Source organism: Epilithonimonas sp. (assembly GCF_056329745.1).
This window is the reverse complement of the sequence record NZ_JBWEYV010000008.1, coordinates 24992-50461: the sequence shown is the minus strand read 5'-3', so window position 1 is coordinate 50461 and position 25470 is coordinate 24992. Positions and strand designations below refer to the sequence as shown.

General features: G+C 39.0%; 25 protein-coding genes. 14 read left to right on the top strand and 11 right to left on the bottom strand.

The window, feature by feature from the left end:
* Window positions 1–13: 13 nt before the first annotated feature.
* Together AC00Y6_RS07760 and AC00Y6_RS07755 are read right to left on the bottom strand one after the other, a co-directional pair.
* Window positions 14–370: a four helix bundle protein gene (locus tag AC00Y6_RS07760; protein WP_474490051.1), complete on the bottom strand. Its 357-nt coding sequence runs from the start codon at window positions 368–370 to the stop codon at window positions 14–16.
* 28 nt (window positions 371–398) lie between these two features.
* Complete coding sequence (locus AC00Y6_RS07755) at window positions 399–956, bottom strand: DUF1599 domain-containing protein (RefSeq protein WP_474490050.1); 558 nt, start codon at window positions 954–956, stop codon at window positions 399–401.
* A 100-nt stretch (window positions 957–1056) separates the two neighbouring features.
* On the opposite strand from AC00Y6_RS07755, the gene AC00Y6_RS07750 reads away from it, so the two are divergent.
* From AC00Y6_RS07750 to rplI, 5 genes are all read left to right on the top strand, one after another.
* Window positions 1057–2121, top strand: coding sequence for a DUF2891 domain-containing protein (locus tag AC00Y6_RS07750; RefSeq protein ID WP_474490049.1), 1065 nt, complete (start codon window positions 1057–1059; stop codon window positions 2119–2121).
* Between the two features lie 20 nt (window positions 2122–2141).
* Window positions 2142–2972 carry a dihydropteroate synthase gene (gene folP / locus AC00Y6_RS07745; protein ID WP_474490048.1) on the top strand — a complete coding sequence of 277 codons (831 nt, stop codon included), beginning with the start codon at window positions 2142–2144 and terminating at the stop codon, window positions 2970–2972.
* Between the two features lie 102 nt (window positions 2973–3074).
* Window positions 3075–3416 carry a 30S ribosomal protein S6 gene (rpsF, locus tag AC00Y6_RS07740; RefSeq protein ID WP_027382073.1) on the top strand — a complete coding sequence of 114 codons (342 nt, stop codon included), beginning with the start codon at window positions 3075–3077 and terminating at the stop codon, window positions 3414–3416.
* A 25-nt stretch (window positions 3417–3441) separates the two neighbouring features.
* Window positions 3442–3744 carry a 30S ribosomal protein S18 gene (gene rpsR, locus AC00Y6_RS07735; RefSeq protein ID WP_027382072.1) on the top strand — a complete coding sequence of 101 codons (303 nt, stop codon included), beginning with the start codon at window positions 3442–3444 and terminating at the stop codon, window positions 3742–3744.
* Between the two features lie 162 nt (window positions 3745–3906).
* Window positions 3907–4407, top strand: a complete 501-nt coding sequence (rplI, locus tag AC00Y6_RS07730; RefSeq protein ID WP_474490047.1) for a 50S ribosomal protein L9 — start codon at window positions 3907–3909, stop codon at window positions 4405–4407.
* A gap of 203 nt (window positions 4408–4610) precedes the next feature.
* Here rplI and AC00Y6_RS07725 read toward each other — a convergent pair whose 3' ends face one another.
* From AC00Y6_RS07725 to AC00Y6_RS07705, 5 genes are all read right to left on the bottom strand, one after another.
* Window positions 4611–5618: a vWA domain-containing protein gene (locus AC00Y6_RS07725; protein WP_474490046.1), complete on the bottom strand. Its 1008-nt coding sequence runs from the start codon at window positions 5616–5618 to the stop codon at window positions 4611–4613.
* Window positions 5619–5622: 4 nt separating this feature from the next.
* The gene (locus AC00Y6_RS07720; protein ID WP_474490045.1) at window positions 5623–6612 is read right to left on the bottom strand and encodes a VWA domain-containing protein; all 990 of its coding nucleotides are present in this window, start codon (window positions 6610–6612) and stop codon (window positions 5623–5625) included.
* A 37-nt stretch (window positions 6613–6649) separates the two neighbouring features.
* A complete protein-coding gene (locus AC00Y6_RS07715; protein WP_474490044.1) occupies window positions 6650–7588 on the bottom strand; it encodes a BatD family protein in 939 nt (312 codons plus the stop codon).
* Between the two features lie 58 nt (window positions 7589–7646).
* Entirely contained in the window at window positions 7647–8507 is an 861-nt protein-coding gene (locus AC00Y6_RS07710) for a DUF58 domain-containing protein (protein WP_474490043.1), read from the bottom strand.
* Between the two features lie 148 nt (window positions 8508–8655).
* The gene (locus AC00Y6_RS07705; RefSeq protein ID WP_474490042.1) at window positions 8656–9660 is read right to left on the bottom strand and encodes an AAA family ATPase; all 1005 of its coding nucleotides are present in this window, start codon (window positions 9658–9660) and stop codon (window positions 8656–8658) included.
* 214 nt (window positions 9661–9874) lie between these two features.
* On the opposite strand from AC00Y6_RS07705, the gene AC00Y6_RS07700 reads away from it, so the two are divergent.
* The 5 genes from AC00Y6_RS07700 to AC00Y6_RS07680 all read left to right on the top strand — a co-directional run bounded on the left by AC00Y6_RS07700 (window position 9875) and on the right by AC00Y6_RS07680 (window position 15780).
* A complete protein-coding gene (locus AC00Y6_RS07700) occupies window positions 9875–10351 on the top strand; it encodes a DinB family protein (RefSeq protein ID WP_474490041.1) in 477 nt (158 codons plus the stop codon).
* Between the two features lie 405 nt (window positions 10352–10756).
* Entirely contained in the window at window positions 10757–11503 is a 747-nt protein-coding gene (rlmB, locus tag AC00Y6_RS07695; RefSeq protein ID WP_474490040.1) for a 23S rRNA (guanosine(2251)-2'-O)-methyltransferase RlmB, read from the top strand.
* Between the two features lie 315 nt (window positions 11504–11818).
* A complete protein-coding gene (locus AC00Y6_RS07690) occupies window positions 11819–12859 on the top strand; it encodes a DUF6263 family protein (protein ID WP_474490039.1) in 1041 nt (346 codons plus the stop codon).
* A gap of 8 nt (window positions 12860–12867) precedes the next feature.
* A complete protein-coding gene (locus AC00Y6_RS07685) occupies window positions 12868–13092 on the top strand; it encodes a hypothetical protein (protein WP_474490038.1) in 225 nt (74 codons plus the stop codon).
* A gap of 150 nt (window positions 13093–13242) precedes the next feature.
* Window positions 13243–15780 carry a YfhO family protein gene (locus tag AC00Y6_RS07680; protein WP_474490037.1) on the top strand — a complete coding sequence of 846 codons (2538 nt, stop codon included), beginning with the start codon at window positions 13243–13245 and terminating at the stop codon, window positions 15778–15780.
* A 127-nt stretch (window positions 15781–15907) separates the two neighbouring features.
* On the opposite strand, the gene AC00Y6_RS07675 is transcribed toward AC00Y6_RS07680, so the two are convergent.
* A complete protein-coding gene (locus AC00Y6_RS07675; protein WP_474490036.1) occupies window positions 15908–16519 on the bottom strand; it encodes an alpha-ketoglutarate-dependent dioxygenase AlkB family protein in 612 nt (203 codons plus the stop codon).
* Window positions 16520–16560: 41 nt separating this feature from the next.
* Window positions 16561–17343: an XRE family transcriptional regulator gene (locus AC00Y6_RS07670; protein ID WP_474490035.1), complete on the bottom strand. Its 783-nt coding sequence runs from the start codon at window positions 17341–17343 to the stop codon at window positions 16561–16563.
* A gap of 61 nt (window positions 17344–17404) precedes the next feature.
* Here AC00Y6_RS07670 and dinB point away from each other — a divergent pair, with 61 nt between their 5' ends.
* Both dinB and AC00Y6_RS07660 read left to right on the top strand, forming a co-directional pair.
* Window positions 17405–18556, top strand: a complete 1152-nt coding sequence (gene dinB, locus AC00Y6_RS07665; RefSeq protein ID WP_474490034.1) for a DNA polymerase IV — start codon at window positions 17405–17407, stop codon at window positions 18554–18556.
* Window positions 18557–18578: 22 nt separating this feature from the next.
* Window positions 18579–21644, top strand: a complete 3066-nt coding sequence (locus AC00Y6_RS07660) for a DNA polymerase III subunit alpha (RefSeq protein ID WP_474490117.1) — start codon at window positions 18579–18581, stop codon at window positions 21642–21644.
* 19 nt (window positions 21645–21663) lie between these two features.
* Here AC00Y6_RS07660 and AC00Y6_RS07655 read toward each other — a convergent pair whose 3' ends face one another.
* Window positions 21664–22539, bottom strand: coding sequence for a DMT family transporter (locus AC00Y6_RS07655; protein ID WP_474490033.1), 876 nt, complete (start codon window positions 22537–22539; stop codon window positions 21664–21666).
* Between the two features lie 168 nt (window positions 22540–22707).
* Complete coding sequence (locus AC00Y6_RS07650) at window positions 22708–23256, bottom strand: type 1 glutamine amidotransferase domain-containing protein (RefSeq protein ID WP_474490032.1); 549 nt, start codon at window positions 23254–23256, stop codon at window positions 22708–22710.
* Between the two features lie 226 nt (window positions 23257–23482).
* Here AC00Y6_RS07650 and AC00Y6_RS07645 point away from each other — a divergent pair, with 226 nt between their 5' ends.
* Window positions 23483–23836 (top strand): hypothetical protein, encoded by a 354-nt coding sequence (locus AC00Y6_RS07645; protein WP_474490031.1) that lies wholly within the window; start codon window positions 23483–23485, stop codon window positions 23834–23836.
* 23 nt (window positions 23837–23859) lie between these two features.
* Window positions 23860–25455, top strand: a complete 1596-nt coding sequence (locus AC00Y6_RS07640; protein WP_474490030.1) for an oleate hydratase — start codon at window positions 23860–23862, stop codon at window positions 25453–25455.
* The last annotated feature ends 15 nt before the right edge of the window (window positions 25456–25470 follow it).

The window sequence follows — 25470 nt, the reverse complement described above, 5'->3', positions numbered from 1 at the left end:
CATTAGCCATATATTAATCTTTTAGTTGGTTTCTAAAACCTATTATTTGATTCATTAACTGATATGATTCGCTATACAATTCTTTGAATTTTTCTTCTAAAATATAATTTCTATTTTTTGCTTTATACAAGCACGTTACAACTTCTGCGAGAGAACGAATTGAAAAACCTAAAAATCTTTTAAATTCCCGTGTGGATTGTAAAATTGAGCCTTCAGAAATATTTAATGCAATAGAATCTACAGCTCTTTTTATTTGAGAAACTAAATTAAACATTTCATCTTTTGGAAAATCCTTGGAAATTTGGAATATCTTCTCTCCAAAATCCATAGATTTTTGCCAGATAATTAATTTTTCAAATTTAAAACTCATCTCAATAAATTACTTTTCCACAGAATCTTTAATCTTCCCTCTTCCGACTTCCATCTTCCATCTTTATAAGACAAAAAACAGCATAATTCAGCATATCAAAATAGTTGGCATCCAAGCCTTCGGAAACCAAAGTTTGTCCTTTGTTGTCTTCAATCTGTTTGGTCCGCAACACTTTTTGATAAATCAAATCTGTAATAGAGGAGATTCTCATATCTCGCCAAGCCTCGCCATAGTCGTGATTTTTGCGCAGCATCAGCTCTTTGGCTTCGTTGGCGTAGAAATCGTATAGCCTGATAATCTCCTGCGGATCGGCGCTTAGCTCATCAGAAAAACCTTTTTCCAGCTGTATTAATCCAATGATCGAATAATTGACAATGGCCACAAACTCTCCTTCTTCACTCTCGTCAACCATCTGTACATCAGTCATCTGCAAAGTGCGGATGCGGTTAACTTTAATATAAATCTGATCGGTAATAGAACTTGGCCGCAACACGCGCCATGCCGTACCGTAATCTTTCATTTTTTTCTCAAAAAGCGCTCTGCAGGCAGCTATAACGCTGTCAAACTGTGCGGATGTATCGTGCATAAATCTGTCTAATTGGTCAAAGATACAAATTTAGTTGTTTTCAAAATTTGATTGTCAACGGGAAAAATTCTCTATTTTTATGTTTCAAAATTAATCCTGAATGAAAATTGCCACTTCCATTCTTCTGGCTGCCTCCTGTTTTTGCCAAGCCCAACAATCCCAGCTAACAACAGATATGGCTAATAAATTGGCAACGATGCCGCTGAAATGTATCAACCAGCCTTACCCTAACAAAACGGCGCATGTTATCAATAATGAAAAAGATGCCGTCCTGACTCCGCAAGAGCTACATCCGAGTTTCTACGGTTGTTTTGACTGGCACAGCTCTGTTCACGGACACTGGATGCTGTTAAGGTTACTCAGGACAGTTCCGGACTTAGCCAATCGGGAGCTCATCATTACAATTCTTGACCAGTCTTTTTCTCCCGAAAAAATCAAAGCAGAAGCAGCTTATTTTACCAAGTACCAAGTGGCAAACAGCTTCGAAAGAACTTATGGCTGGGCATGGATCCTGAAACTGGATGAAGAATTGGCAAAATGGGATCATCCAAAGGCTAAAGTATGGCATCAGAATTTAAAACCTTTGACTGACGAAATCCTGAGACTTTGGAAGGCTTACCTGCCCAAACAAACCTACCCCAACAGAACCGGCGTGCATCCGAACACGGCATTCGCTTTGTGTTTTGCTATAGACTGGGCAAGACAAGTGGATGACACAACGTTTGAGAAAGAATTGTCTGACAAGGCCAAAGTTTTTTACCTGAACAATACCAAAACACCCGCTTACCTGGAACCGGACGGCAGCGACTTTTTCTCGCCAAGCCTAGAGATTGCCGAACTGATGAGCAGAGTGCTTCCAAAAGATGAATTCAAAAAATGGATTAACCACTTCTATGAAAAACGCAGCCTGGAAAATATTGAACAGATACCGGTCATCAGCGATATTAACGATTACCAGACTGTGCATTTGGTAGGTTTATCCTTTTCCAAAGCTTGGGCCATGCAGCGCATATCTGAAGCTCTACCAAATCATCATCCGTTGGGAAAGAAATTTAAATTAATCCAGGAAAAATTTATTACCAATGCTTTACCTATTATTTTCCAAGGGAATTATGGTGGCGATCATTGGCTGGCTAGTTTTGCCGTATATGCCATGACCAAATAATTTTTATTCAAAGCAAAACAATGGATTTCACTATAACCAACTCTAACTCTTCTAGATTTTTTTCTATCAATTGCAATGGCAAACTCGTGGATCTGTCCCAACCAAAACTGATGGGCATCTTGAATCTTACCCCGGATTCTTTCTCTGACGGTGGGCAATTTAACAATGAAAAACCTGCTCTCCAGCAGGCAGAACAATTGTTAAAAAACGGTGCCACTTTTATTGATATCGGTGCGCAATCTACCCGCCCCAATGCCACCTTTCTGAAAGCGGATGAAGAGATCCGAAGGATAGGCAAAGTCATTTCCCTCATCAAAAAAGAATTCCCGAAAAGTCTGATTTCTTTGGATACATTCTACTCAGATGTGGTGCAGTTTGGTTATAATGAAGGGATTGATTTGGTCAACGATATCTCTGCAGGACAATTTGATACACAGTTATTGGCCACGGTCGCCCAAACAGGTTTACCTTATATATTAATGCATATCAACCCGAATTATAGCAGCATGCATCATAAAATTAAATACGATGATATTATCTTGTCTCTCAACCGTTTTTTTTCGGAAAAAATTAATCTATTGAGAAAAAAAGGAATTAAGGATATTATCCTGGATCCAGGATTTGGCTTTGGAAAAACAGTAGAAGATCAATACAAGATGATAGAAGATTTCCAATATATCGGTTTTGGAAGATTGCCACTTCTAGCCGGGATTTCCAAAAAATCATTTATCTACAACCCTCTGGGAAAACAAGCGAATGAAGTTGGGAAAGAAACGAGGGAACTGCACCAGAAACTATTGGAAAAAGGTGCTAAAATTATTCGATTGCATGATCCTGAAACATTAATTTAAATATTTGAAATTAGACTAATAATGTTTTGAAAATAAATACTGTATTTCAGAAAAAAGTTGTACTTTTGCAACTCGAATTTTTAATTAAAATTAATTAACATTATGAACAATTACGAAACTGTTTTCATTTTAACTCCCGTTCTATCTGACGCTCAGGTGGAGGAAGCAGTGAAAAAATTTGAAGATCTATTAACTTCAAACAATTGCGAAATCGTTGCCAAAGAAAATTGGGGACTTAAGAAATTGGCTTATCCTATCCAATTGAAAAAGAATGGTTTTTATACCCTTATCGAATTCAAAGGAGAAGGTACTGTAGTGGCAGATCTTGAAACTGCTTTCAAACGTGATGAGAGAGTAATCCGTTACCTAACGACTAAACTTGACAAACACGCTGTAGATTATGCAGTAACAAGAAGAAGCAAACTAAAATCTGCTAAAGCTTAATTATTAACCTTTAAAATTTAAAACAATGGCAATAGACGATATGGCAAAACAAGCCTCTGCCGGAGGCGAATCGGAAGTAAAATTTCTTACTCCACTTGACATCAATACAAAATCTGAAAAGAAATATTGTAGATTCAAAAAATTCGGAATTAAGCATGTTGATTACAAAGATGCAGACTTCCTTTTACAATTCGTAAACGAACAAGGTAAAATCTTACCAAGAAGATACACAGGAACTTCTCTTAAATATCAGAGAAAAGTATCTGCAGCTATCAAAAGAGCAAGACACCTTGCTTTGATGCCTTACGTAGCGGATCTTTTGAAATAAAAAATTGCAAATAGCCATTAGCGCCTCGCTTTTGGCTTTTTGTTGCTGAATAAATCATTAATTCTAACTGTTTTAGATATTAGATATTAGATTTCAGATATTAGATTTTCTAACTTCTCATTTCTAACCTCTAACTTCTAGAATCTAAACAAGACAACAACAATGGAAATTATCCTTAAAAAAGACGTAGAAAACTTAGGACTTGAGTTTGATACAGTGAATGTAAAACCAGGTTACGCACGTAACTTTTTACTACCTCAGGGTTTTGCTCTTTTGGCAACACCTAAAAACAAAGCAGCGCTTGAAGCTACTTTGGAATCTAGAAAAGAAGAAGAAGCTAAATTGGTTGCTGCTGCTAACGCAATAGTAGAACAATTGAAAAAAACATCTATCTCTATCCCTGCAAAAGTAGGTTCTGGTGATAAATTGTTTGGTTCTATCAACAATGCTGACCTTGCTGCTGCTTTGGCAAAAGCTGGTGTTGTAGTTGATAAAAAATATATCAAAATCCCTGGTAATACGATCAAGAGAACTGGTAATGTAACAGCATTAATCAGACTTCACAGAAATGTTGAATACAACTTTGATTTTGCCATCGTATCTGATGCACCGGTAGAAGCGCCTGCTAAAAAAGAAGAAGCGCCTAAAACTGAAGAAGCTTAATACAACTTAGGTTTTTATAATATTAATAGACTGTCTCATGAGACGGTCTTTTTTTTTTTTGACAATGACAAGAATGGATCTATTAATCTGCTTGGATATATACTCCGCCAACTCCCAATTTCACTCAACCCAATAATCTTGATATTACAAATGCTGCAGATTATCAAAGATCCAAATACTTCCTAAAGAACCTTTTTTAGCGATTAAATATTAAAATCCTTCTTAGGGTTAAACAAATAGATCAACAAGAAAAAGAAAACCGAAGCGGCTAAAAAATATTGGTAATAATGAACCGCAGATTGCGAACTGATACTAGTGGTACTAGATCCCGATGATTTATGAAGTTCTTTTATAAGCTGCCCTATAACTTCTTCCAGATGATTACCATCCAAATAATCGCCGCCTGTAGATGAGGCGATGTTCTTAAGCGCTTTGGTCTGAAGCTTAGACACCACAGTTTCGCCATACATGTCGGTTTTATAACCCATCAACTGCCCAAAATAATATTCGGGGATTGGTGCGCCCTGCTCAGTTCCTACACCTATGGTCGTAATCCTGAACCCTTCTTTTTTGGCAAGGCTTATGGCTTCCTCTTCGTGACCTTCGTTATCTTCGCCATCACTTATCAATACGATGTTTCTTGCTCCTTTGGAAATATTCTTGAATTTCTGTGCTGCAATCTGTATAGGCTTAAGAAAATCAGTTCCTTGGTTGGGGACTACGCTGGTTTCAATACCAAACAGATAATTTTCCGCCGCAGAATAATCGCTGGACAGTGGCATGACAGATGTTGCATCTCCGGCAAAAACGATAATCCCAACGCGGTCGTTGGTCAGTTTTTGAAGTGAGTTGATGATGATATTTTTAGCTTCTTCCAACCTACTTGGCTGTATATCCTGCGCATTCATAGAGTTGGAGACATCCAAAACAAAGATCGTATTGCTCACGTTCTGCTGAACATTAATTTCCTCTTTCCCTCCCAGCAAATCAATGATAGAAAATATCAAAAACAAAAATCCCAGAAGATAAAGCAGCGGAAAAAACTTAGCAAACGTAGATGTTTTCTCAAACAATATATCCTGAAACCGACTCTCGGCAAATAGGTTTCTTTTCCTGCTTTTCCAGCGGATATAGTGGATGATAAAGTAACCTGTAACAGGCAACAGCAGTAACAGTAATAGATACCAGTAATTTCCTAAATACCAATTCATCAGCTTAATTCAAAATTTTAAAAATTACCCATCGCAACATTGCGTCTATAACCAGAATCGCTAAAGCTATCCAAAGAAAAATCCTGAAATATTCTTCATAATTATACAATTTGGAAGTTTTCACGTCTGATTTTTCCAACTGGTTGATCTCATCATAGACATTTTGTAGGCCACTGTTAGACGTTGCCCGGAAATATTTACCCCCCGTAAGTTGCGCAATATCGATAAGTGTATTTTCATCTATCTCAGTTTTTTGTTCGGTAAAAACAATATCACCAAATATATTGGTTCCGGTAGGAAATGCGGCAAACCCATTGCTTCCAATCCCCACTGTATAAACTTTGATGCCGTTATTTTTAGCCAATTCTGCGGCAATCTGTGGCGGCATGGCATTCAGCACCGTATTAACGCCGTCGGTCATCAGGATAATAATTTTGCTCTTGGCTTTACTTTTTTTGAGGTGGTTTACCGCTACCGACAAACCTTCACCTATAGCTGTCCCGGCCTGCAACTCCAAAGGGTTCAATTGGTTCAGTTCATCAATGACCACCTGATGGTCGGTTGTTAATGGGACTTTGGTATAAGCTTCGCCAGAATAGGCGACCAGCCCAATCCTATCGTTTTCCCTTTTCTTTACAAAATCGATGGCAATCTTTTTAAGTGCTTCTAGACGATCAGGATCCAGGTCTTTGGCCAACATGCTGAGCGAAACATCCACAGAAAGCATAATATCTATACCTTTGGTCTCATCCCGATCTTGTGAAATCGTATAAGTCCTAGGCCTTGCCAATCCGATAATAAGTGCGGAAAGAATGAGATACTTTGACAGTTTCAGGAAGGTCATCACCGCAGAAATGCTGCCGTTGCCCTGCATATGATTGACCGTTGGCACAGCAATCCCCCTACTCTTCTTCTTGCCGGCATCCCTAATTAACAAAGGAATGAAAACTATAAAAAGCAATAAAAACCACGGACTGTAAAACTCGAAATTCACGCGAATATTTTAAGTGATAAATAATTAATTTGATGATTTACATCTTGCGCAGATTACCTTCTTCTGCAGCATTCATGCTTCTGAGATTCTCTACTTCCACATCTTTTGTAGACCGCTTTACAAACGCTCTAATATCTTCGAAATCCTTGCCCATCAACTCTCTTGTAGGGATGGTTTTGGCAAATTTCACCAGGTCACCACGCAAAAATATATCTTCTACAATACGCTCGTTCTCTTGAGAGATCGCATTGGTATTTTTCATGTAATCAATTAGGTCGTCCGTCAACAGAACATCTGCCGGAATCCGATATTGTTGGGTTATAAATTTCCTGGTAATATCAATCAATTCTACATAAAAAGCACGGAAATTATCATTCTCAATATAATTTTTCTTCCGCAGTTTTTCCAGATCTTTAAGTGTTTGGTTAGTAGTGACCACAGGACTGGTTTTGCGCTTTCTTCCCCATTTGATAATACCAATGATGAGTACTATGATAGCAATAATAAGCAAAGCCAGCAAGACATAGAATTTGTAGAGATCCCAATAATCTTTAACATTCAGTTCTACTTCTTTGTTTTTCATAATATCATTAATCTGATCGCCTTTTTTGGCCGTATTAATGACTTCTACTTCATACGGAATCGTTTTGAAAACCTTGCCGCCCACCTTCACTTCGATTTCGGGAATCTTAAATTTACCTTCCTGAAAAATCGCAAATTTCACAGACCTAAGGTAGATATCTTTCTGCTTGGCAATACTGTCATTCACCATCTCAAAATGAAAAGGCAGCAGCTCATTTTTGGGCGCAATCTGAACGTCCTTTCCCCCAAGATCCAGAATCTGAATTTTGAAAACAGCCACCTCGCCCAATGCCAAAGTGGTTTTATCAAGATTGGAGGATAAGGTTTGTGAAAATCCTAAAGAAAAAAAGAATATAAAAAACGAAAAAAATATTTTAAATAATCTGTACGGCATTGATTTAATTATCAGTTAAGAGTCTTTATTCTGGATTATTTGTTCTTGGCTGTTCTATTTACTTTTTAAAATATTGATACAAGGATTTGCTATAATCATCAGAAGTCTTAATGTCTAGTAAATGGGCAGAAGAAGTCTCAAATTCTTCTTTCACCCTTCGCATTTTTTGTTTCTGCTGCTCTGCAAATTCATAGCGCCAGCGCGAACTGGAAGTATTGGCCCAGACTTGTTCACCAGTCTCGGAATCTCGGAACAGCGCATAGCCGATATCCGGGATTTCCATATCTTTTTCATCGTAAATACGAAGTCCCAAAAGCTGATGTTTACGAGCGGTGACGTTGAGTATTTTTTGATCAAAATCATCCTCAAAATCAGACAATACAAAAACCAGGGATTTCCTTTTAAAAACACTCATCATATAATTAAAAGCCACATCTACATTGGATTTAGCAGGTATATAATCTGCGGTCAGGATATGGCTGATGATAGACAGTATATGCTTTCTTCCCTTTTGTGGCGGCACCACTTTCAGCACCTTATCCGCATACAGTATCAGTCCTACTTTATCATTATTCGCCGCAGCGGAAAAACCAAGGGACGCACATACCTCTGCCACATATTCGCGTTTCAGCTGTGTTTTGGTGCCATAGTTCATCGAAGCGGAAATGTCCACCAGCAGCATCATGGTGAGCTCCCGCTCCTCTTCCATCACTTTCACAAATGGCTCGCGGAAACGCGCCGTTTTGTTCCAGTCCATCCTTCGGGTGTCATCGCCAATCTGGTACTGCCGCACTTCGGCAAAGGTCATCCCCTGTCCTTTGAAAGTACTGTGGTACTGCCCCATAAGCGATGCCTCCGTTTTCTTTCGGGTGCGGATTTCGATTTGCTTTACTTTTTTGACAATGTCTTGGATTTCCATATCTAAGTCTTGGCCAGTATCAGCTTGTTTTCATAGAATTTACACTGAAATAGCCCAAGTTTATTATAATGATGTTGTCGGTTGTCTGTTGATAGTTTTCAGGCATCTCTTGATGGGACAGCTGACAACCATCAACTAACAACCAAATTTAAGGCGCTTGTATTTTGCCTAAGATTTTATTTACGATGTCGTCTTGGGATACATTCTCTGCCTCTGCTTCGAAACTTAATCCAATCCTGTGTCTCAACACATCTTTAGCTATCTCCTTTACATCTTCTGGGATTACAAAAGCACGACCTTTGATAAAGGCATAAGCTCTGGACGCAATGGCCAAATTGATACTGGCTCGCGGCGAAGCACCGAAACTGATGTAATTCTTAAGATCAGACAACCCATATTTTTCTGGATAGCGGGTAGCAAAAACCATGTCCAGAATATATTTCTCTATTTTCTCATCCAGATAAATCTGATTGATCAGCTTTTTGGCCTCCACAATCTGCTCCAGATTCACCACCTGCCTGATTTCTGGGAAATCTTGAGTAGATACCATTCGCATCACTTTTCTTTCATCTTCAAACTCGGGATAATCAATTTTGCATTTAAGCATAAAACGGTCGGTTTGAGCTTCCGGCAAAAGGTAAGTCCCTTCCTGATCAATAGGGTTTTGCGTGGCCAATACGAGGAATGGCTTAGGAAGAGGCATTGTCTCGTCACCAATAGTTACCTGCTTCTCCTGCATAACTTCCAGTAACGCAGACTGCACCTTGGCAGGTGCCCGGTTGATCTCATCCGCCAAAACAAAATTAGCGAACACCGGTCCTTTTTTTATGGAAAAATCGTTGTCTTTGACATTATAGACCATTGTCCCCACAACATCGGCGGGTAAAAGATCCGGGGTAAACTGGATACGCGAAAACTGACCATGCACTGCATCTGCCAAAGTTTTTATAGCCAGCGTCTTGGCCAGGCCGGGAACACCTTCCAAAAGAACGTGACCGTTACCCAAAAGCCCGATCAACAGGCGGTCTATCATATACTCTTGACCGATGATAACCCGGTTGATCTCTTGTTTTAAAATAGAAAAAAAGTAATTCTGTTCTTTTACCTTCTCTGTAAGTTGTTTGATATCTTCTGCTTGATTCAATTCTGACATGGTGATATTAAAAATAATTGGTAAATTTCATATAAAAACCAGTAATACCCAACAAAACAACTGCTAATCTTGCGTTAAATATTTGTTAAAAGGAAATTCATAATATACAAAGGCAATAATATTGATTCCCAATAACAGAATTCTGTTAATCATTCCTACTTATCATCGACAGATAAAAGAAATAGCATAAATTTGAATAAATTTTCTCATTATAATGAATTATCATTTTGCCAATCATAGACAGATTAGAAAAAATCTGTTGGAAATTTTACAAAACACTTCTGAAAAAGACCTGCTCACCATCCCGGATGGGTTCAACAATAATATTTACTGGAATATTGCCCACTGTATTGCCCAGCAGCAACTGCTTTGTTATTACCTGAGTGGCAACCAGTTCCGTATTGATAAATATTGGATAGAAACCTATAAAAAAGGGACTTTTGCCAATGTAGATGTTAAACCTAGCGAGATGGAAGACTTGGCATTTTTACTCATAGAAACGTCTAAAATACTAATGAAGGATTATGACTCGGATTTTTTTGCGGATTATACGCCCTATTCCACCAGCTTTGGGATAGACCTCAAAAACATTCAGGATGCGATCATTTTCAATAATATGCACGAATGCATCCACTACGGTTACATCCTTTCCCAAAAACGAGCGTTGATAGGTGAAGGTCTAAGTTTGTAAAGGAAGAAATTAAAATTATCCCAAGCAGATCAGTCTTTAAAAACAATTTAAAGACGCACAACCCATTAAGTTATTCATAAAAATAACAGCTTTTTTCAATCGGATCTCTTGTATAGATAAGCTATGGATACTTCATGGCTAAGCCATAAACAAGTCATAGATAGTTCATGAAAAGATATTTATTAAAGATTCTGTGATAACATCAGTAATTTTACGAAATTCTTAAAGCATTCAAACATTCAAAATCACTAACATTTTAATTTCTTCAAAGCAAAATCAACCGCCTGATCTTTCTGATTTTTAACTTTGATTTGATGAAAAATTGGGCAGATTATTAGAATTTACCATTTTATTAAGAGAAAAGCATTTGTAAAAGCCTTATTTTTGCCAATCAAATTCTTATTAATGAACGATCAGAAAAAAGACGATTTTATATTTGGACTTCGCCCCGTGATGGAAGCGCTGGAAGCCGGAAAAACGGTGGACAAAATATTTGTTCAGAATGCCTTGCAAGGCGAAATCTATATTGAGCTGAAACAACTTTTGGCAAAACACAAGATTCGCCCGAATTATGTGCCGGTGGAAAAACTGAATCGCTTTACAAGAAAAAACCATCAGGGTGTGGTGGCTTTTATCTCTGATGTTCCTTTCCATAAGATTGAAGACATCCTGCCTCAGCTTTTCGAAGCCGGGAAAACACCTTTTATCCTGGTTCTTGACAGATTGACAGATGTAAGGAACTTTGGTGCCATTTGCAGAACAGCCGAATGTACCGGCGTAGATGCTGTGGTTATCCCGGAAAAAGGTGGAGCTCCTATTAATTCTGACGCCATCAAAACGTCGGCCGGCGCCATTTACAATATCAAAATTTGCAAAGAGAAAAACCTGGCACATACAGTAGATTTTCTTCAGCAAAGTGGTGTTTCTGTTTTTGCGGCAACAGAAAAGGCGCAGAAATTGATATATGATGTCGATTTTAAAGAACCCTGCGCCATTGTGATGGGAAATGAGGAAACAGGCATCTCCAAAGAAGTGTTGCACCACGCTGATGAAAAAATAAAACTTCCGATAGAAGGTAAAACACAATCCCTGAACGTCTCTGTAGCTTGCGGTGCCATCCTTTATGAAGCGGTGAGACAGAAGTTGGGTTAGAGATTCTGAGAGTCTGAGAGTTGGAGTGTTTCTGGGGAATGTGATATTAAGTCATGGGAAACAATTTAGGATAAAACAGTTAACTGTAAGTGTTTTATCACGTTTCTTTCATCTATTTAGACACCAAACTGGAAATGCGATAGGGATAGAAGCGATTATCCTTTTTGTGAAGCGGTGGGAATGCCTTGGCTCAACAAAAAGATAGTAGTGGATAGCCCGACCCGAGCTCGGGGAAATGCGGTGGCGAGGGAATTGCCAAAATAATTATTATAAGTAAAACAGAATGATGGAACGATCATTCATCAAATATCATTTATGAAAAAAATAACTGCGCTTGCGCTTCTTGCAATAACATTAACGGCTTGTAAAAAGGAAACAAAAACGGTAACCCGTGTGGATCCTAAAACCGGAAAAACCGAAACCGTAACGGTAGAAGTGACGCCAGAAGAGGCTGCTAAACCAAAAGCAATCTCCGATAGCAGCGGCGTTTACAAACAAAAATTCATCCTAGAAAAAGGGCAAACTTACCCGCTTGTATCTTACCAGAGAGAGATTCAAACCCTGACTTCGCCAGATGGAAAAACGATGACTGGCACCAACGAAACAACGGATGAGATGTCTGTAACCGTGAATGATTTCAAAAACAACATCTACGACCTTACCCTGAATATGGTGGGCAAAAGGATGTCCAGCACAGCCAATGGTAAAACGGTTTCTATAGACACCAAACAGGCTGCCCCAAAAGAAGAAGGCCTGAAAATGGACTATCTTGTAAGCAAAGGCTTAGCTGGTAATAAATTGGATGTGAAAATGGATGCATCCGGAGACATCAAGTCGGTTACAGGTTTTGATGCTGTGTACACCAACCTTAGAAAAGCAATTGCAGGGACCGTAAAAGACAAAAAACAGCAGGATGCTATTATAGAAAGCTTTAAAGCAGGCTTTAACGAGGCTATGATGAAGGAGCAACTAAGCAAAAACCTGAAACTGATCCCTTCCAAAGGGGCAAAAATTGGAGAGAAATGGACGGAGTCTGAAGATGTTGTACCAGGTAAACTGAAACAAACGCAAACCTTCAGCCTTGTAAAGGTAGAAAACGGCAAAGCTGAAATCTCGGTGAGCGGCGTGATCCCGTCTAAGTCTGACAAACAGACTAAAAACGGCATGACCCACTCTATGAGTATGAGCGGTTCGCAGAGCGGTAAAATCATCATTGATGAAAATACAGGCTGGGTGCTGAACCAGAACCTGTCTGTAAAAACCAATCAGAAAGAGAGCTTGTCTGATGGTAAACAAACGCAAAGCATGAGCAAAAATTCAACCACATCTATTGTTATCAATCCATCCTATAAATAAGAAAAGGAATGAAATATATTTTTGAATTCATTTTAGCAACCATCATTATATTCTTTGTATGGAATATCCTGAAACGGTTATTCTTCAATGCATTTTATAAAAATTTCCCGGCACTTAACCCCAAAAACCAACAGCAGACCACTAAAACCAACACCACAAAGGCCCCGAAAAAGAAGGTCAACTGGGATGCGGAAACAGTGGACTATGAGGAAGTGAAAGAGGATAAACATTAGAATTGTTTATTACAAACGCTTGAAATAAATAAAACCTTTCAGATTATTAAGTCTGAAAGGTTTTTTAATATTAAATTTGGATTTTTAAAAATAATAAGTTGAAAGAAACTTCTTACAAACTTATTAACCATTGATAACTAATCATTTATTATGTTCAAAAACAAAAAAAACCTCCTTTATATTGCAGCAAGCCTCATTATATTTATTGTATTGGCAATGCTTTATGCCAACCCTGTGATTTCAGGAAAGCGGCTAATGCAGCATGATATTGTATTTTACAAAGGCGGTGCGGAGGAGCTTTTGCAATACCGCGCAAATAATGATAAGGAAACTTACTGGAGTGATGCCATGTTTGGCGGCATGCCAACTTACCAAACAGGCGCACAGTTTCGTGGTGATGTTATCAAGAAGATAGATGATATCTTTATGTTCCTGCCAAAACCTGCCAACTATCTGTTTTTATTGTTTGCAGGGTTTTTCTTTCTGGGAATGGTAGCTGTCCGAAACTGGAAATACGCTTTGTTGGGCGCTACATTTTTTGGCTTGTCAACGTATTTTTATATTATAATTGCAGCCGGGCATAATGGTAAGGTACACACCATCGCTTATTTCGCCCCTTTATTGGCCGGTATTCTTTTGGTTTATATCCGTAAAAAATATATTCTCGGGTTCATTGTCACCACGTTGTTTGCAGGCCTGCAGATCTGCGCCAATCACCCACAGATGACTTATTACCTGTTCCTTGGATTAGGGTTCTTATTCCTTTCGGAACTGGTGCGCGCGATAAAAGGCAGGATCGAATGGAAGCATTTCCTTATTTCGTCAGGGATTGTTGGCTTGGGAGTTATCCTAGGCGTTGGAATGAATTCCCAAAGAATCATGGCAAATGCCGAATATGTTAAAGAAACTGTACGCGGAAAGCAAATATTGAATAACGAATCGCACACAGCTGGCAAATCGGGGATGGATCATGCCAGCATCACCATGTGGAGCTATGGAAAGCTGGAAACACTGAATCTCTTTATCCCAAGACTAATGGGCGGCGGAAGCCAAGAAGAAGGCTCAGACAAAATTATGGAGCATATCCAGGAACTGGCGCAGGAAAACATCAAATCCCAGCAGGAATATGACATGATGATAAAAGGTTTTGGCAGTGCCACTTACTGGGGCGATCAGCCAAGTACGTCAGGTCCGGCTTATCAGGGTGCCGTGGTGTGTTTCTTAGCGGTTTTAGGGTTTTTCTTTGCCGGGAAAAAGTACCGGTATTGGATTTTAGGCTCTTCTGTATTAACGGTTTTATTAGCCTGGGGCAGCAACTTCCCTGCTTTGACAGATTTCTTCATCGATTATGTTCCGATGTATAACAAGTTCCGCGCACCATCTTCAATCTTGGTGGTGGTAGAATTCCTCTTCCCTTTTATCGCTATTCTTGGGCTGTATCAATTCTTTACCAACAACCATTTATCCGAAGAAAAAAAGAAAAAAACATTACTCTACGTTTCGGGGTCTGTTTTGGGCGTTACATTATTATTAACACTTTTTGGAAAAGGAATTTTAGGCTTCTATACAGCGAATGAAAAAACCTACCTTCCGCCTTATATCCTGGATTATTTGGTGGATGAACGTTACAAAATGTTTCAGGCAGATGCCCTGAAAGCCATCGTTTATGTACTGATAACAGCTGCCGCACTATTCTTGGTCCTTAAGAAAAAACTGAAAGTCAACATCGCACTCATCATCATCGGCTTTGTAAGTTTGTTTGATCTTTGGACGGTTAACAGGCGCTATTTGAACGATGATAATTTTGTTGATAAAACATTTGCGGACAATCCTTTCCAGACAGAAAATTCGGAATACCTGATGAGCAAAGCCGGCAATGATTCTTTTGTCCAAAGCCTTTTGCAGCAGACCGAAGTGAATAAAGCCTTGCAAACCATCTCGGATAAAGACAAGGATCATTACAGGATTTTCAATAATGTTTTGGGGACTTTCAGCGAGACCAATACATCTTATTTCAAATCATCCATAGGCGGTTATCATGCGGTGAAACTGAGACGTTATGACGATCTTATCAATCAGTATTTTTCAACCACAGATCAGGTCAAAACCATACGGATACTGAACATGCTGAATACCAAATACTTCCTAGTTGGGAACCTCCAAAAACCTCAGATTACGCCAAATCCTGAAGCCAATGGTAACGCCTGGTTTGTTTCTGACATCAAATTTGTGAATAACCCTAATCAAGAACTGAACGAGACCGGGAATGTTGATACAAAACAAATTGCTGTCATTTCCAAGGATGACAAATCGTATTTCAACGGAAAAAATCTAGCAAAGGATTCAACCGCGTTTTTAAATTTGAAAACTTACCAACCGAACGAATTATCATTTGAATCCTCTTCCAAAACACCTCAGTTAGCAGTTTTTTCAGAAATTTACTATCCGCATGGCTGGAATGTTTATTTGGACGGAAACAAAGTAGATTACATTAAAGCGAATTACCTTTTAAGAGCGCTTTACGTCCCGGCAGGGCAACATAAAATCGAAATGAAATTTGAACCCGCTGTTATCGAAAAAGGGAAACTGTTTTCTCTGATAAGCTTTGGATTATTTATTTTATTGAGTTTGGTTGGTGGTTATTTTCTGTTTAAAGTTTTTCGTAAGTCTGAAACAGCTCAAGCCTAAGATTTAAAACATTTATATCATTAAAGCAACTCAATTTGAGTTGCTTTAATTTTTTGCTTGAGCTTGGGATTACTTTCTGATTCCCAATTCAGCGATGATTTTTCTTTTAAATTATTATTAAGAATAATCATTTTTTATCCAATAGTAACCGAAAAGTAAGATTAATACGTTCAGACATTGGGACTGCAGACTTGGCAATCCTATGCTCCCAATGCTCCTGTAAATCTCCCTTCATTATGAGCAGCGAGCCATGCGGCAACGGCAAGCTATATTTACTCTTATGGTGATCCTTTTTTCTAAAATCAAAATTGCGGGTTTGTCCCAAGGTTAATGATGCAATAACCGGCCTATCACCATAGCGGCTTTGCTTATCCCGGTGCCAGGCTACCGAATCATTATTGTTACGGTAGAGATTAAGCAAAACCCCATTGAAACGATAACCAAAGGCTGCTTCTATACGCTGCTTCAGAAGCAAGAGTTCCGGTATCCATGTTTTTACAGGTGTTTTACGATCTGCTGACTCATAATATTGCGCATCGCCATACCAGGCAGTTAGCCGCGGCGTAACCACCATTTTATCATACATCTTTTGATTGTGCTGCTCCCAAGGAACAGTAGTTAAAAGATGGTCTTTCAAATAATCGGCTTCATCACGGTTCAGAAAATGTTCCCTGTACTCCAAGAGATTCTCCGGAAATTCGTAAAATGCTTCTGTATCAAATAAACTTAACTTCTGCATTGTAATTTTTTTTATAATTCAACTTTGCTTAATGGGATAACTCAGTCCTTTTTTACACCAAGCATAATGCTTTCCAGATAACCAATACTGCGCTTGGCATCATCCAAGATACTTCTTATATTGGCCTGATCCGGCAAATAATGAGGTCGGTAATCTTTGGGTAAAATCCCCTGTACAAAAAGCCACATCTCAGAAATATCTTCTAGGTCAATGTCATAGGCTGCGTAGAAAAGATTGTCAGCGCATACCGTGATAGATTTGTCATTTTTCCTGACAAAAGTTTTATAAGTAATCCCTTCTTTGGTAACAAAAATGTAAGACTTATCCGGTTTGAGATCCTCCAATTTCTCCACATATTGACCAATAATCACAGACTGGTCTACAAAAGGCGGCATAGAATCGCCATCTGCCAAAAAGGCTCTGTACTTTCCGTTTCGCAGAAAAGGCAAATACATTTTCTGAAGGTTTTCTATATACTCGGGATCACTAAAACCTTGTAAATATCCCATTGAAGCTTTTTGAGGAACAATTTCTATATAATTATGACCATCTGCATCTACAACAATAGGCAAGAGAATCTTGTTACTAGGCAGGTTTAGGATATCATCCAAAGGATACTTACTGATATCTAAAGTCAATAAAAGATCTATACTAATGTTGAAATATTTTGATATTCTAATTAAAACCTCATAGGGTGCTTCGGATCTTCCACTTTCATATTTTGAATAACGTACCCTAGTTAACATAATTTCATCTGCCAACTCCTGCTGTGAAAGGTTTTTACGGTTTCTTAAAAACCTGATGTTATTTGAAAAAATCGACATTGATACAATTTATATCAGCAAATATAATAAAATAGATACAAATTGTATCTATTTTTGTCACATGGATAGAACAATTGCACATATGGATTTGGATACATTTTTTGTCTCATGCGAAAGATTAAAAAATGCTGAACTGAACGGAATCCCGGTTATCATAGGTGGTGGCGACCGTGGTGTAGTAGCATCTTGCTCCTACGAAGCCAGAAAATTTGGTGTCCGCAGTGCCATGCCCCTCAAGATGGCCTTCAGATTGTGTCCCGACGCCAAACTTGTGAAAGGTGATATGGCTTATTATTCTGATATGTCCCACTTGGTAACAGATATTATCCGGGAAAAAGTGCCAGTTTTGGAAAAAGCCAGCATAGACGAGTTTTATATGGATCTCTCTGGGATGGATCAGTTTTTTGGATGCTTCAGGTGGACAAGTGATATTGCCGCTGCCGTAAAAAAACAGACCGGGCTCCCTATCAGTTTTGCGCTTTCTACCAACAAGACTGTATCCAAAATTGCTACGGGAGAAGCAAAACCTATCGGCAAGCTAGAAATTAAACCGAAGGACATACGGTCTTTCCTCAATCCTTTATCTGTAAAAAAAATCCCTATGGTGGGACCCGAAACTTATCAGTTATTTTCTAGACTGGGTATCAGAACTATCCGAACCCTTGCAGAGATGCCAGTGGATGTTTTACAGGAATTGACGGGTAAAAACGGCATCACGCTTTGGAAAAAAGCAAACGGCATAGATGATTCTCCGGTAGTACCCTATTCAGAAAGAAAATCTATTTCTACAGAAAACACTTTTACCGAAGACAGTATTGACATCCCCAATATCCGGAATATACTGGCCGGAATGGTGGAACAACTCTGCTATCAGTTAAGGAAAGAAAAATGGTTGACCTCAACCGTAGCGGTAAAAATAAGATATGCCAACTTTGATACTGAAACCAAACAGTCAAAAGTTTGCTACACCTCAGCAGACCATATTTTACTAAGGCTTGTACTGGAACTTTTCAAGAAAACCTATACAAGGCGTATGAGGATTCGGTTGATTGGCGTGAGATTCACGGGCTTGGTACATGGCTGCCATCAAATGGATCTTTTTGAAGATACAGAAGAGCTCATTTCGCTTTACCAAGCGATGGATCATATCAAAAATAGGTTTGGGACGGCCAGCGTGGGGCGTGCATCGGGATTTGAACCTACCAAGATATAAGATTATAAAAGATACTAAGATTATGTTTCTCAATTGTCATACATATCACAGTTTGCGCTACGGGACAATCTCTGTAGAAGAGCTTGTACAACAGGCATCTCAACATCGGTTAAAAACATTGGCACTCACAGATATTAATACCGTTACCGGAATCTACACCTTTTACAAATTATGTCTTGAAAATAATATCAAACCAATTGTAGGTGTGGAGATAAGGGTTAAAAATGAGCTCTACTATATCTGCCTTGCAAAAAATGCAAAAGGCATTGCAGAAGTTAACGCAATGCTTACCAGCCATAACTGCGAAGGAACTGAGATCCCGAAAAAAAATCCCTCTCTAGAAAATACATGGGTGATCTATCCTATTCAAAATATCCCGGAAAAATTAAACGATTATGAGTTTGTGGGAATTCGGGAGAATGAACTAAATCTGCTGATACAGCCAACGCTAAAATCCTTAATTACTAAAATGGTTATCCTGCACCCGGTCACCTATAACTATGATGACAAAAATGAAAACTACGAGCTCCATAAACTGCTGAGAGCTATAGACAGCAACAGTCTTATCTCCCAATTAAATGAGCATGATTATTGCCAAGATAACGAATTTTTCGTCCACAAAAAACAACTGCTCTACCGTTACAGACATTATCCCCAAATTATTACAAATACAGCATGGATAGTGGAACAATGTAACTTTGAGTTTGATGCAAAGGCACCAAAAAACAAAAAGTATTATACAAAAAGCAAAGAAGAAGATTTCTTATTTTTGAAAAAACTGGCTTATGAAGGACTTAGCCGCCGATACCCAAATGATGACGGTCGCGCCAAGGCCCGTGTAGACAAAGAACTTGCAGTTGTAGACCTTTTGAATTTTTCGGCCTATTTCCTTATCACATGGGATATTGTGCAGTATAGCAACAGCATTGGCTTTATGCATGTAGGCCGTGGTAGCGGCGCTAATTCTATTGTTAGCTATTGTATAGGCATTACCGATATATGTCCGCTGGAGCTTGACTTGTATTTTGAGCGATTTCTTAACCTTAACCGAAAGACTCCACCAGATTTTGACCTAGACTGGAGTTGGAAAAATCGGGATACTATTTTAAAATATATTTTTGATAAATATGGCAAAGACCATGTCGCTTTTTGTGGCACCAATGTGGAGTTCAAAAGCAGATCCAGATTTCGGGAACTGGGAAAAGCTTTTGGACTTCCCAAGGACGAGCTTGATATGCTCGCTAAAAAGCCAAAAGATGATGATGACGACAGTGTGATAAAAAAAATTCATCATTTCGAGGCCATGCTGAAAAATTTTCCTAATCAAAGAAGTATGCATTCCTGCGGCATCTTGATCTCCGAAGAACCTATTACCACCTATTCTGCCTTGGAAATGCCACCAAAAGGTTTCCCAATCGTTCAGTTTGATATGAATGTGGCCGAAAGCATTGGCCTGGAAAAGCTTGACATCCTCTCCCAAAGAGGTCTAGGCACCATAAAGGATACCGTGCAGCTTATTGAAGAAAAAAGAGGTATCAAGATCGATATACAGGATACATCCCTCTCAAAAAATGAGGCCTTGTGCAACCAATACCTAAGTATTGGCAAAACCATTGGATGTTTTTATATAGAAAGCCCTGCCATGCGTGGCCTGCTGAGGCGGTTAAAGTGTGATAATTATAAAGTTTTGGTAGCAGCATCCTCTATCATCCGCCCCGGTGTTGCACAAAGTGGCATGATGCGCGAGTATATCTTCCGGCATAATCATCCAGATCAATTTGAGTATTTCCATGATGTTTTCAAAAAGGAACTAGGCGAGACTTATGGCATTATGGTCTATCAGGAAGATGTGATAAAAATTGCCTTACATTTTGGAGGTGTTTCTGCAGAAAACGGTGACTTTTTAAGAAGAGCCATGAGTGGCAAAGGCAGATCCCTGGATTCTTTACAAAAGCTTAAAAATGATTTTTTTGACTCTTGCAAAGAAAAAGGTCATCCAGAACCGCTCACCAAAGAAGTCTATCGGCAAATTGAATCCTTTGCAGGTTATTCTTTTTGCAAGGCACATTCGGCCTCTTACGCTGTAGAAAGCTATCAGAGCCTTTATCTCAAGGCCTACTACCCTATAGAGTTTATGGTTTCGGCGATCAACAACGGTGGTGGTTTTTACCGGACAGAGGTTTACATCCACGAAGCTAAAATGTCTGGTGCTACAATACATCTCCCCTGCGTCAACCTGAGCGATTATGAGACTACAGTTTACGGAAAAGCAGTTTACCTGGGTTTTATGCACATAGAAAAACTCGAAATAACCTTAAAACAATTGATTCCCGAAGAAAGAAAACACAATGGCAATTACAGATCCTTGGAAGATTTTTTCAAAAGAATCAATATTGGTACAGAAGGGCTGCAAACTCTAATATTAACGGGAGCTTTCCGATTTACAGGAAAACAGAAACATGAACTTTTGATAGAAGCCATGTTCCTATTGAACAAAAACCACCAACGTATCAAAACACAGTGTTTGTTTGACGAGCCTCAAAAAGATTACCAACTGCCTGTTATCCAAAGAAACGTTTTTGAAGATGCCTTTGATGAAATTGAAATATTGGGTTTCCCCGTAAGTCACTCGATATTTGATTTGTTAAAAACAAAATATCGAGGGAACGTTATGGTGAGAGACCTTGTCAGTTATCACAAAAAAGAGGTGAAAATGCTGGCTTACCTTATCTCCAGAAAACATGTCCCTATAGAAAGTGGCAGCATGTATTTTGGGACCTGGATTGATGCCGAAGGGCAATATTTTGATACAGCTCATTTTCCCAGTAGCCTGGCACGGTTTCCCTTTAGGGAAGGTGGAATCTACCTTCTTCTTGGTACTGTGGAGGTAGATTATCATTTCCCAACTGTTACCATTACAAAAATGGCCAAGATGCCACTGATAGCCGATCCTAGATATGCGATGGATGAGGAAAAATCTCAGGAAATATCAAACAGCCTAAGGGAAGATGTCAGTCTTACCTTCAGAAAACCTTATCCGCAGGAGCATCAGATTGGGTTACCACGAAATAAAATGGCACGACGCTGACCAGAATTAAAATTAAAATCTAATAATGAACCCTTCTGCTGTCCGCAATAATATTGATAATAACACCCGTTAATATTAATATAATACCACAAATTAATACCGGCGATAATTTCTCACTAAATAGCAATACACTGATTGAAACAGCTACAACAGGCTCCAGCGCTCCCATAATGGAGGTAGGCGTAGAACCAATTAGCTTGATGGCATAAACCAATGCCGTTACGGAAATTACAGACGTTATCAACCCAAACAACGTAATATCATACAATAGATCTATATTAGGCAACAGTAAAGATTCGCCGGAGAATAAAGTTTTGAAAAAGTAAAACACCGCCGAAAAAAACAGGGAGTAAAAAGTAGTCTTGAGCCCCGAACCGGTGAGTTTAGCCTTATTAACAATAACAATGTAAGCAGCATAAGACAGGGCACTCAGCATAGAGATTGACAAGCCGGTAAAATTAATTTTAAGCAAAGAACCATTGGTACTCAACAGATAAATGCCTGCCAAGCTTATCATAAGTGATAATGCTGTAATACGCGTAATTTTTTCACGGAAAAAGAGTGCCATCAGCATAGCAACAATTACTGGATAAATAAACAGTATGCTAGATGCAATGCCCGCAGATAAGTAGTCATAGGCTATGAACAGCAGATCCGAGCTTAGTGCGAACAGGACTCCAATTACTATATAAATCATGAGTTCGCGCCAATTGATAAGAAGACTTTCTTTCTTATAAAAAAGAATAGCCAAAATAAAAACAGCCGAAATAAAAAACCTGTAAAAAAGGGTAACATCCATAGAAAAATGGGCCGCTTTTATGGGTAAAATAAACAGAGGAATTACCCCATAGGTAACAGCTGCCACAACAGCCAACAAATAACCTTTAGCTTTCATCAGATGACAATTCAATCAATCAACTTTAATAACTACCTTCCAGATATTACGCTCCGGAAAAACGCTGCAAATTTACGAAATTAACCTTCAATCACGCCAATAAAATCTATCATTCTTGCACAAAAAAAGCCCGAAAAAACGGGCTTTAAAAATATTTATGATTTGGGGTTAGAGATTTTGGTCTTCGTGTTTCCCCTCCTTGATCTCCTCAACCATTTTGGCATTAAAAGCCGGCAAATCTTTTGGAGTCCTACTGGTTACCAAACCATTATCTGTAACCACTTCACTATCTTCCCAGATGGCACCCGCATTTTTAAGGTCAATACTTATAGAATTAACCGAAGTCAACTTTCTACCTTCTACTGCGCCTGCATTGATGAGGATTTGTGGACCGTGGCAAATTGCCGCAACAGGTTTATGTTGTTTAAAAAAATCCTGAACAAAAGCTATCGCCTTATCATTGGTTCTCAGCTGATCTGGATTGATAACGCCACCAGGTAACACCAGCGCATCATAATCCGACGCAGAAGCATTATCAAGCACCTTATCTACAGGATATTCTTTTCCCCAATCTTTCTCTGCCCATGCCTTAATAGAACCACTTTCAGGGCTTACAATGTCGGCTGTCCAGCCTTGTTGTTCTAAGTATTCTTTAGGGGATTTCAATTCACTTTCTTCAAAACCATTGGTTGCAAGAATTGCAATTTTCTTTGACATAACATTTATTTTTTGGTGTTAATATGCCAATGACTAAGAAAATATAATGCCGATGAAATCTTTTTCAATGCTAAAAATATGTTAAACCGGTTTTTAATTATTTTCAAAATAAAGAAACTGTCACACATTTTCTTGATATGATATGCATTGTATTTATTAATAAAATACCGCTCCAAACCCAACAAACTAAATCTTAACCTCTAAATTTGTATAGGAAAAAGAATCAATGAAAGCAGAAGATCTCGTAGGAAATTACATGGTAGAAGGCACCAATCAGGATGACAGTGGCGTGACTTACCACGCTATACTCAATTTAAAAACAGATCAAAACAATCGCATCCTTGCCCGCTGGACAATAGGCAACCATGTACAGACTGGCAATGGATTTTTCCGGGATGATATTTTAGTCATCAACTTCCGCTATGTAGGAGAAGATCAGCTGGTTTACAAAGGCGTGGCCGTTTACAGATGCCTGGCCGATGATTTGCTGGATGGTTTCTGGTCCGAGAAACATGGCAACCCATTGTATTTGGGCAGCGAATATTGCCGAAAAATAAAGGATAAAGAATTACTTAATTGAACACATCACTTAAAAATATTAATATGAGTTTAGACAATCAGAACAGACATGCCTACTTTGTAGGAGGCGGATTAGCCAGTTTAGCAGGAGCCGTTTATTTGGTGGAAGACGGCGGCTTCAAAGGAGAAAACATCCACATTATCGAAGCTTTACCAATTTTGGGAGGAAGCAACGATGGCGCGGGAAGCAAGGAAAAAGGCTTCATTTGCCGTGGTGGCAGGATGCTGAATGAAGAAACCTATGAGAACTTTTGGGATTTAACCTCCAGAATACCTTCGCTAGAAGTGCCGAATATTTCCGTAAAAGATGAAATCCTGGCTTTCGACCACGCCAATCCAACCCATGCCAATGCTAGATTGATTGACAAAGAAGGAACAAGACTTCCGGTGACGGATATGGGATTTGATACCAAAGACCGTATGAAAATGGTCAAACTCTTCTTTGCCGATGAGAACGATCTGGATAACGTGACGATTCGAGATTGGTTTGACGATCATTTCTTCACCACCAATTTCTGGTATATGTGGCAAACGACTTTCGCTTGGCAGGAATGGAGCAGTATTTTTGAATTCCAGCGTTATATGAAACGGATGTTGTTGGAGTTTTCCCGTATCGAAACACTGGAAGGCGTTACCAGAACACCTTACAACCAATACGAATCGGTGATTTTACCTCTGAAAAAATTTCTGGACAAATACAATGTCGATTTTTCATTGCGTAAAACCGTGACCGACCTCAACTTTAAAGATAATGATGGTATTACTGTATCGGAAATCGAATGCGAGAATGCAGAAGGCCATACCGAAATCATCAAAGTAAACGAAGACGATCTGGTATTTTTCACCAATGGATGCATCACCGATAATTCTAACAACGGCGATTATAAAACACCGGCAAAATATCTACCTGGAAATCCGCCAAGTTTTGCCCTTTGGCGAAAAATTTCCGACAAAAAACCGGGCAAATTAGGAAATCCCGATCCGTTTTTTACCAAGCCGGATGAAACCAAATGGTATTCTTTCACGCCCACTTTCAAAGGTCATAAAATGCTGCAATTGATCGAAGAATACAGCAGCAATAAGCCTGGAAGCGGTGCATTAATGACCTTTAAAGATTCTTCCTGGCGGATGTCCATCGTTGTAGCAGCGCAACCGCATTTCAAAGCACAAGGCGATGACACCACGATTCTTTGGGGTTATGGATTGTACCCTGACAAAATCGGGGATTTTGTAAAAAAACCGATGATCGACTGTACCGGTGAAGAAATACTGACCGAACTCATCCATCATTTACATTTTGAAAAACACGAACAGGAAATAAAAGACAGCGTAATCAATGTGATCCCTTGTATGATGCCGTATATCGATGCATTGTTCCAGCCACGGGCCAAAGCCGACCGTCCTGCTGTTGTGCCGGAAGGTAGTACCAACTTGGCACTCATTAGCCAGTTTGTGGAAATTGCAGAAGACATGGTTTTCACCGAAGAATATTCTGTACGTGCTGCCAGAACCGCTGTGTACACATTATTGAATCTGGATAAAAAAGTTGCTCCTGTAACCGAATACTGGAAACGCCCAGATGTACTGGCGAAAGCAGTCCACACCTCTTATAGAAGTTAAATTATCAACCTAAAA

Coding starts and splice junctions, on each gene's coding strand:
- AC00Y6_RS07760 (WP_474490051.1), bottom strand. CDS start 370: ATGAGTTTTAAATTTGAAAAATTAATTATCTGGCAAAAATCTATGGAT.
- AC00Y6_RS07755 (WP_474490050.1), bottom strand. CDS start 956: ATGCACGATACATCCGCACAGTTTGACAGCGTTATAGCTGCCTGCAGA.
- AC00Y6_RS07750 (WP_474490049.1), top strand. CDS start 1,057: ATGAAAATTGCCACTTCCATTCTTCTGGCTGCCTCCTGTTTTTGCCAA.
- folP (WP_474490048.1), top strand. CDS start 2,142: ATGGATTTCACTATAACCAACTCTAACTCTTCTAGATTTTTTTCTATC.
- rpsF (WP_027382073.1), top strand. CDS start 3,075: ATGAACAATTACGAAACTGTTTTCATTTTAACTCCCGTTCTATCTGAC.
- rpsR (WP_027382072.1), top strand. CDS start 3,442: ATGGCAATAGACGATATGGCAAAACAAGCCTCTGCCGGAGGCGAATCG.
- rplI (WP_474490047.1), top strand. CDS start 3,907: ATGGAAATTATCCTTAAAAAAGACGTAGAAAACTTAGGACTTGAGTTT.
- AC00Y6_RS07725 (WP_474490046.1), bottom strand. CDS start 5,618: ATGAATTGGTATTTAGGAAATTACTGGTATCTATTACTGTTACTGCTG.
- AC00Y6_RS07715 (WP_474490044.1), bottom strand. CDS start 7,588: ATGCCGTACAGATTATTTAAAATATTTTTTTCGTTTTTTATATTCTTT.
- AC00Y6_RS07710 (WP_474490043.1), bottom strand. CDS start 8,507: ATGGAAATCCAAGACATTGTCAAAAAAGTAAAGCAAATCGAAATCCGC.
- AC00Y6_RS07705 (WP_474490042.1), bottom strand. CDS start 9,660: ATGTCAGAATTGAATCAAGCAGAAGATATCAAACAACTTACAGAGAAG.
- AC00Y6_RS07700 (WP_474490041.1), top strand. CDS start 9,875: ATGAATTATCATTTTGCCAATCATAGACAGATTAGAAAAAATCTGTTG.
- rlmB (WP_474490040.1), top strand. CDS start 10,757: ATGAACGATCAGAAAAAAGACGATTTTATATTTGGACTTCGCCCCGTG.
- AC00Y6_RS07690 (WP_474490039.1), top strand. CDS start 11,819: ATGAAAAAAATAACTGCGCTTGCGCTTCTTGCAATAACATTAACGGCT.
- AC00Y6_RS07685 (WP_474490038.1), top strand. CDS start 12,868: ATGAAATATATTTTTGAATTCATTTTAGCAACCATCATTATATTCTTT.
- AC00Y6_RS07680 (WP_474490037.1), top strand. CDS start 13,243: ATGTTCAAAAACAAAAAAAACCTCCTTTATATTGCAGCAAGCCTCATT.
- AC00Y6_RS07675 (WP_474490036.1), bottom strand. CDS start 16,519: ATGCAGAAGTTAAGTTTATTTGATACAGAAGCATTTTACGAATTTCCG.
- AC00Y6_RS07670 (WP_474490035.1), bottom strand. CDS start 17,343: ATGTCGATTTTTTCAAATAACATCAGGTTTTTAAGAAACCGTAAAAAC.
- dinB (WP_474490034.1), top strand. CDS start 17,405: ATGGATAGAACAATTGCACATATGGATTTGGATACATTTTTTGTCTCA.
- AC00Y6_RS07660 (WP_474490117.1), top strand. CDS start 18,579: ATGTTTCTCAATTGTCATACATATCACAGTTTGCGCTACGGGACAATC.
- AC00Y6_RS07655 (WP_474490033.1), bottom strand. CDS start 22,539: ATGAAAGCTAAAGGTTATTTGTTGGCTGTTGTGGCAGCTGTTACCTAT.
- AC00Y6_RS07650 (WP_474490032.1), bottom strand. CDS start 23,256: ATGTCAAAGAAAATTGCAATTCTTGCAACCAATGGTTTTGAAGAAAGT.
- AC00Y6_RS07645 (WP_474490031.1), top strand. CDS start 23,483: ATGAAAGCAGAAGATCTCGTAGGAAATTACATGGTAGAAGGCACCAAT.
- AC00Y6_RS07640 (WP_474490030.1), top strand. CDS start 23,860: ATGAGTTTAGACAATCAGAACAGACATGCCTACTTTGTAGGAGGCGGA.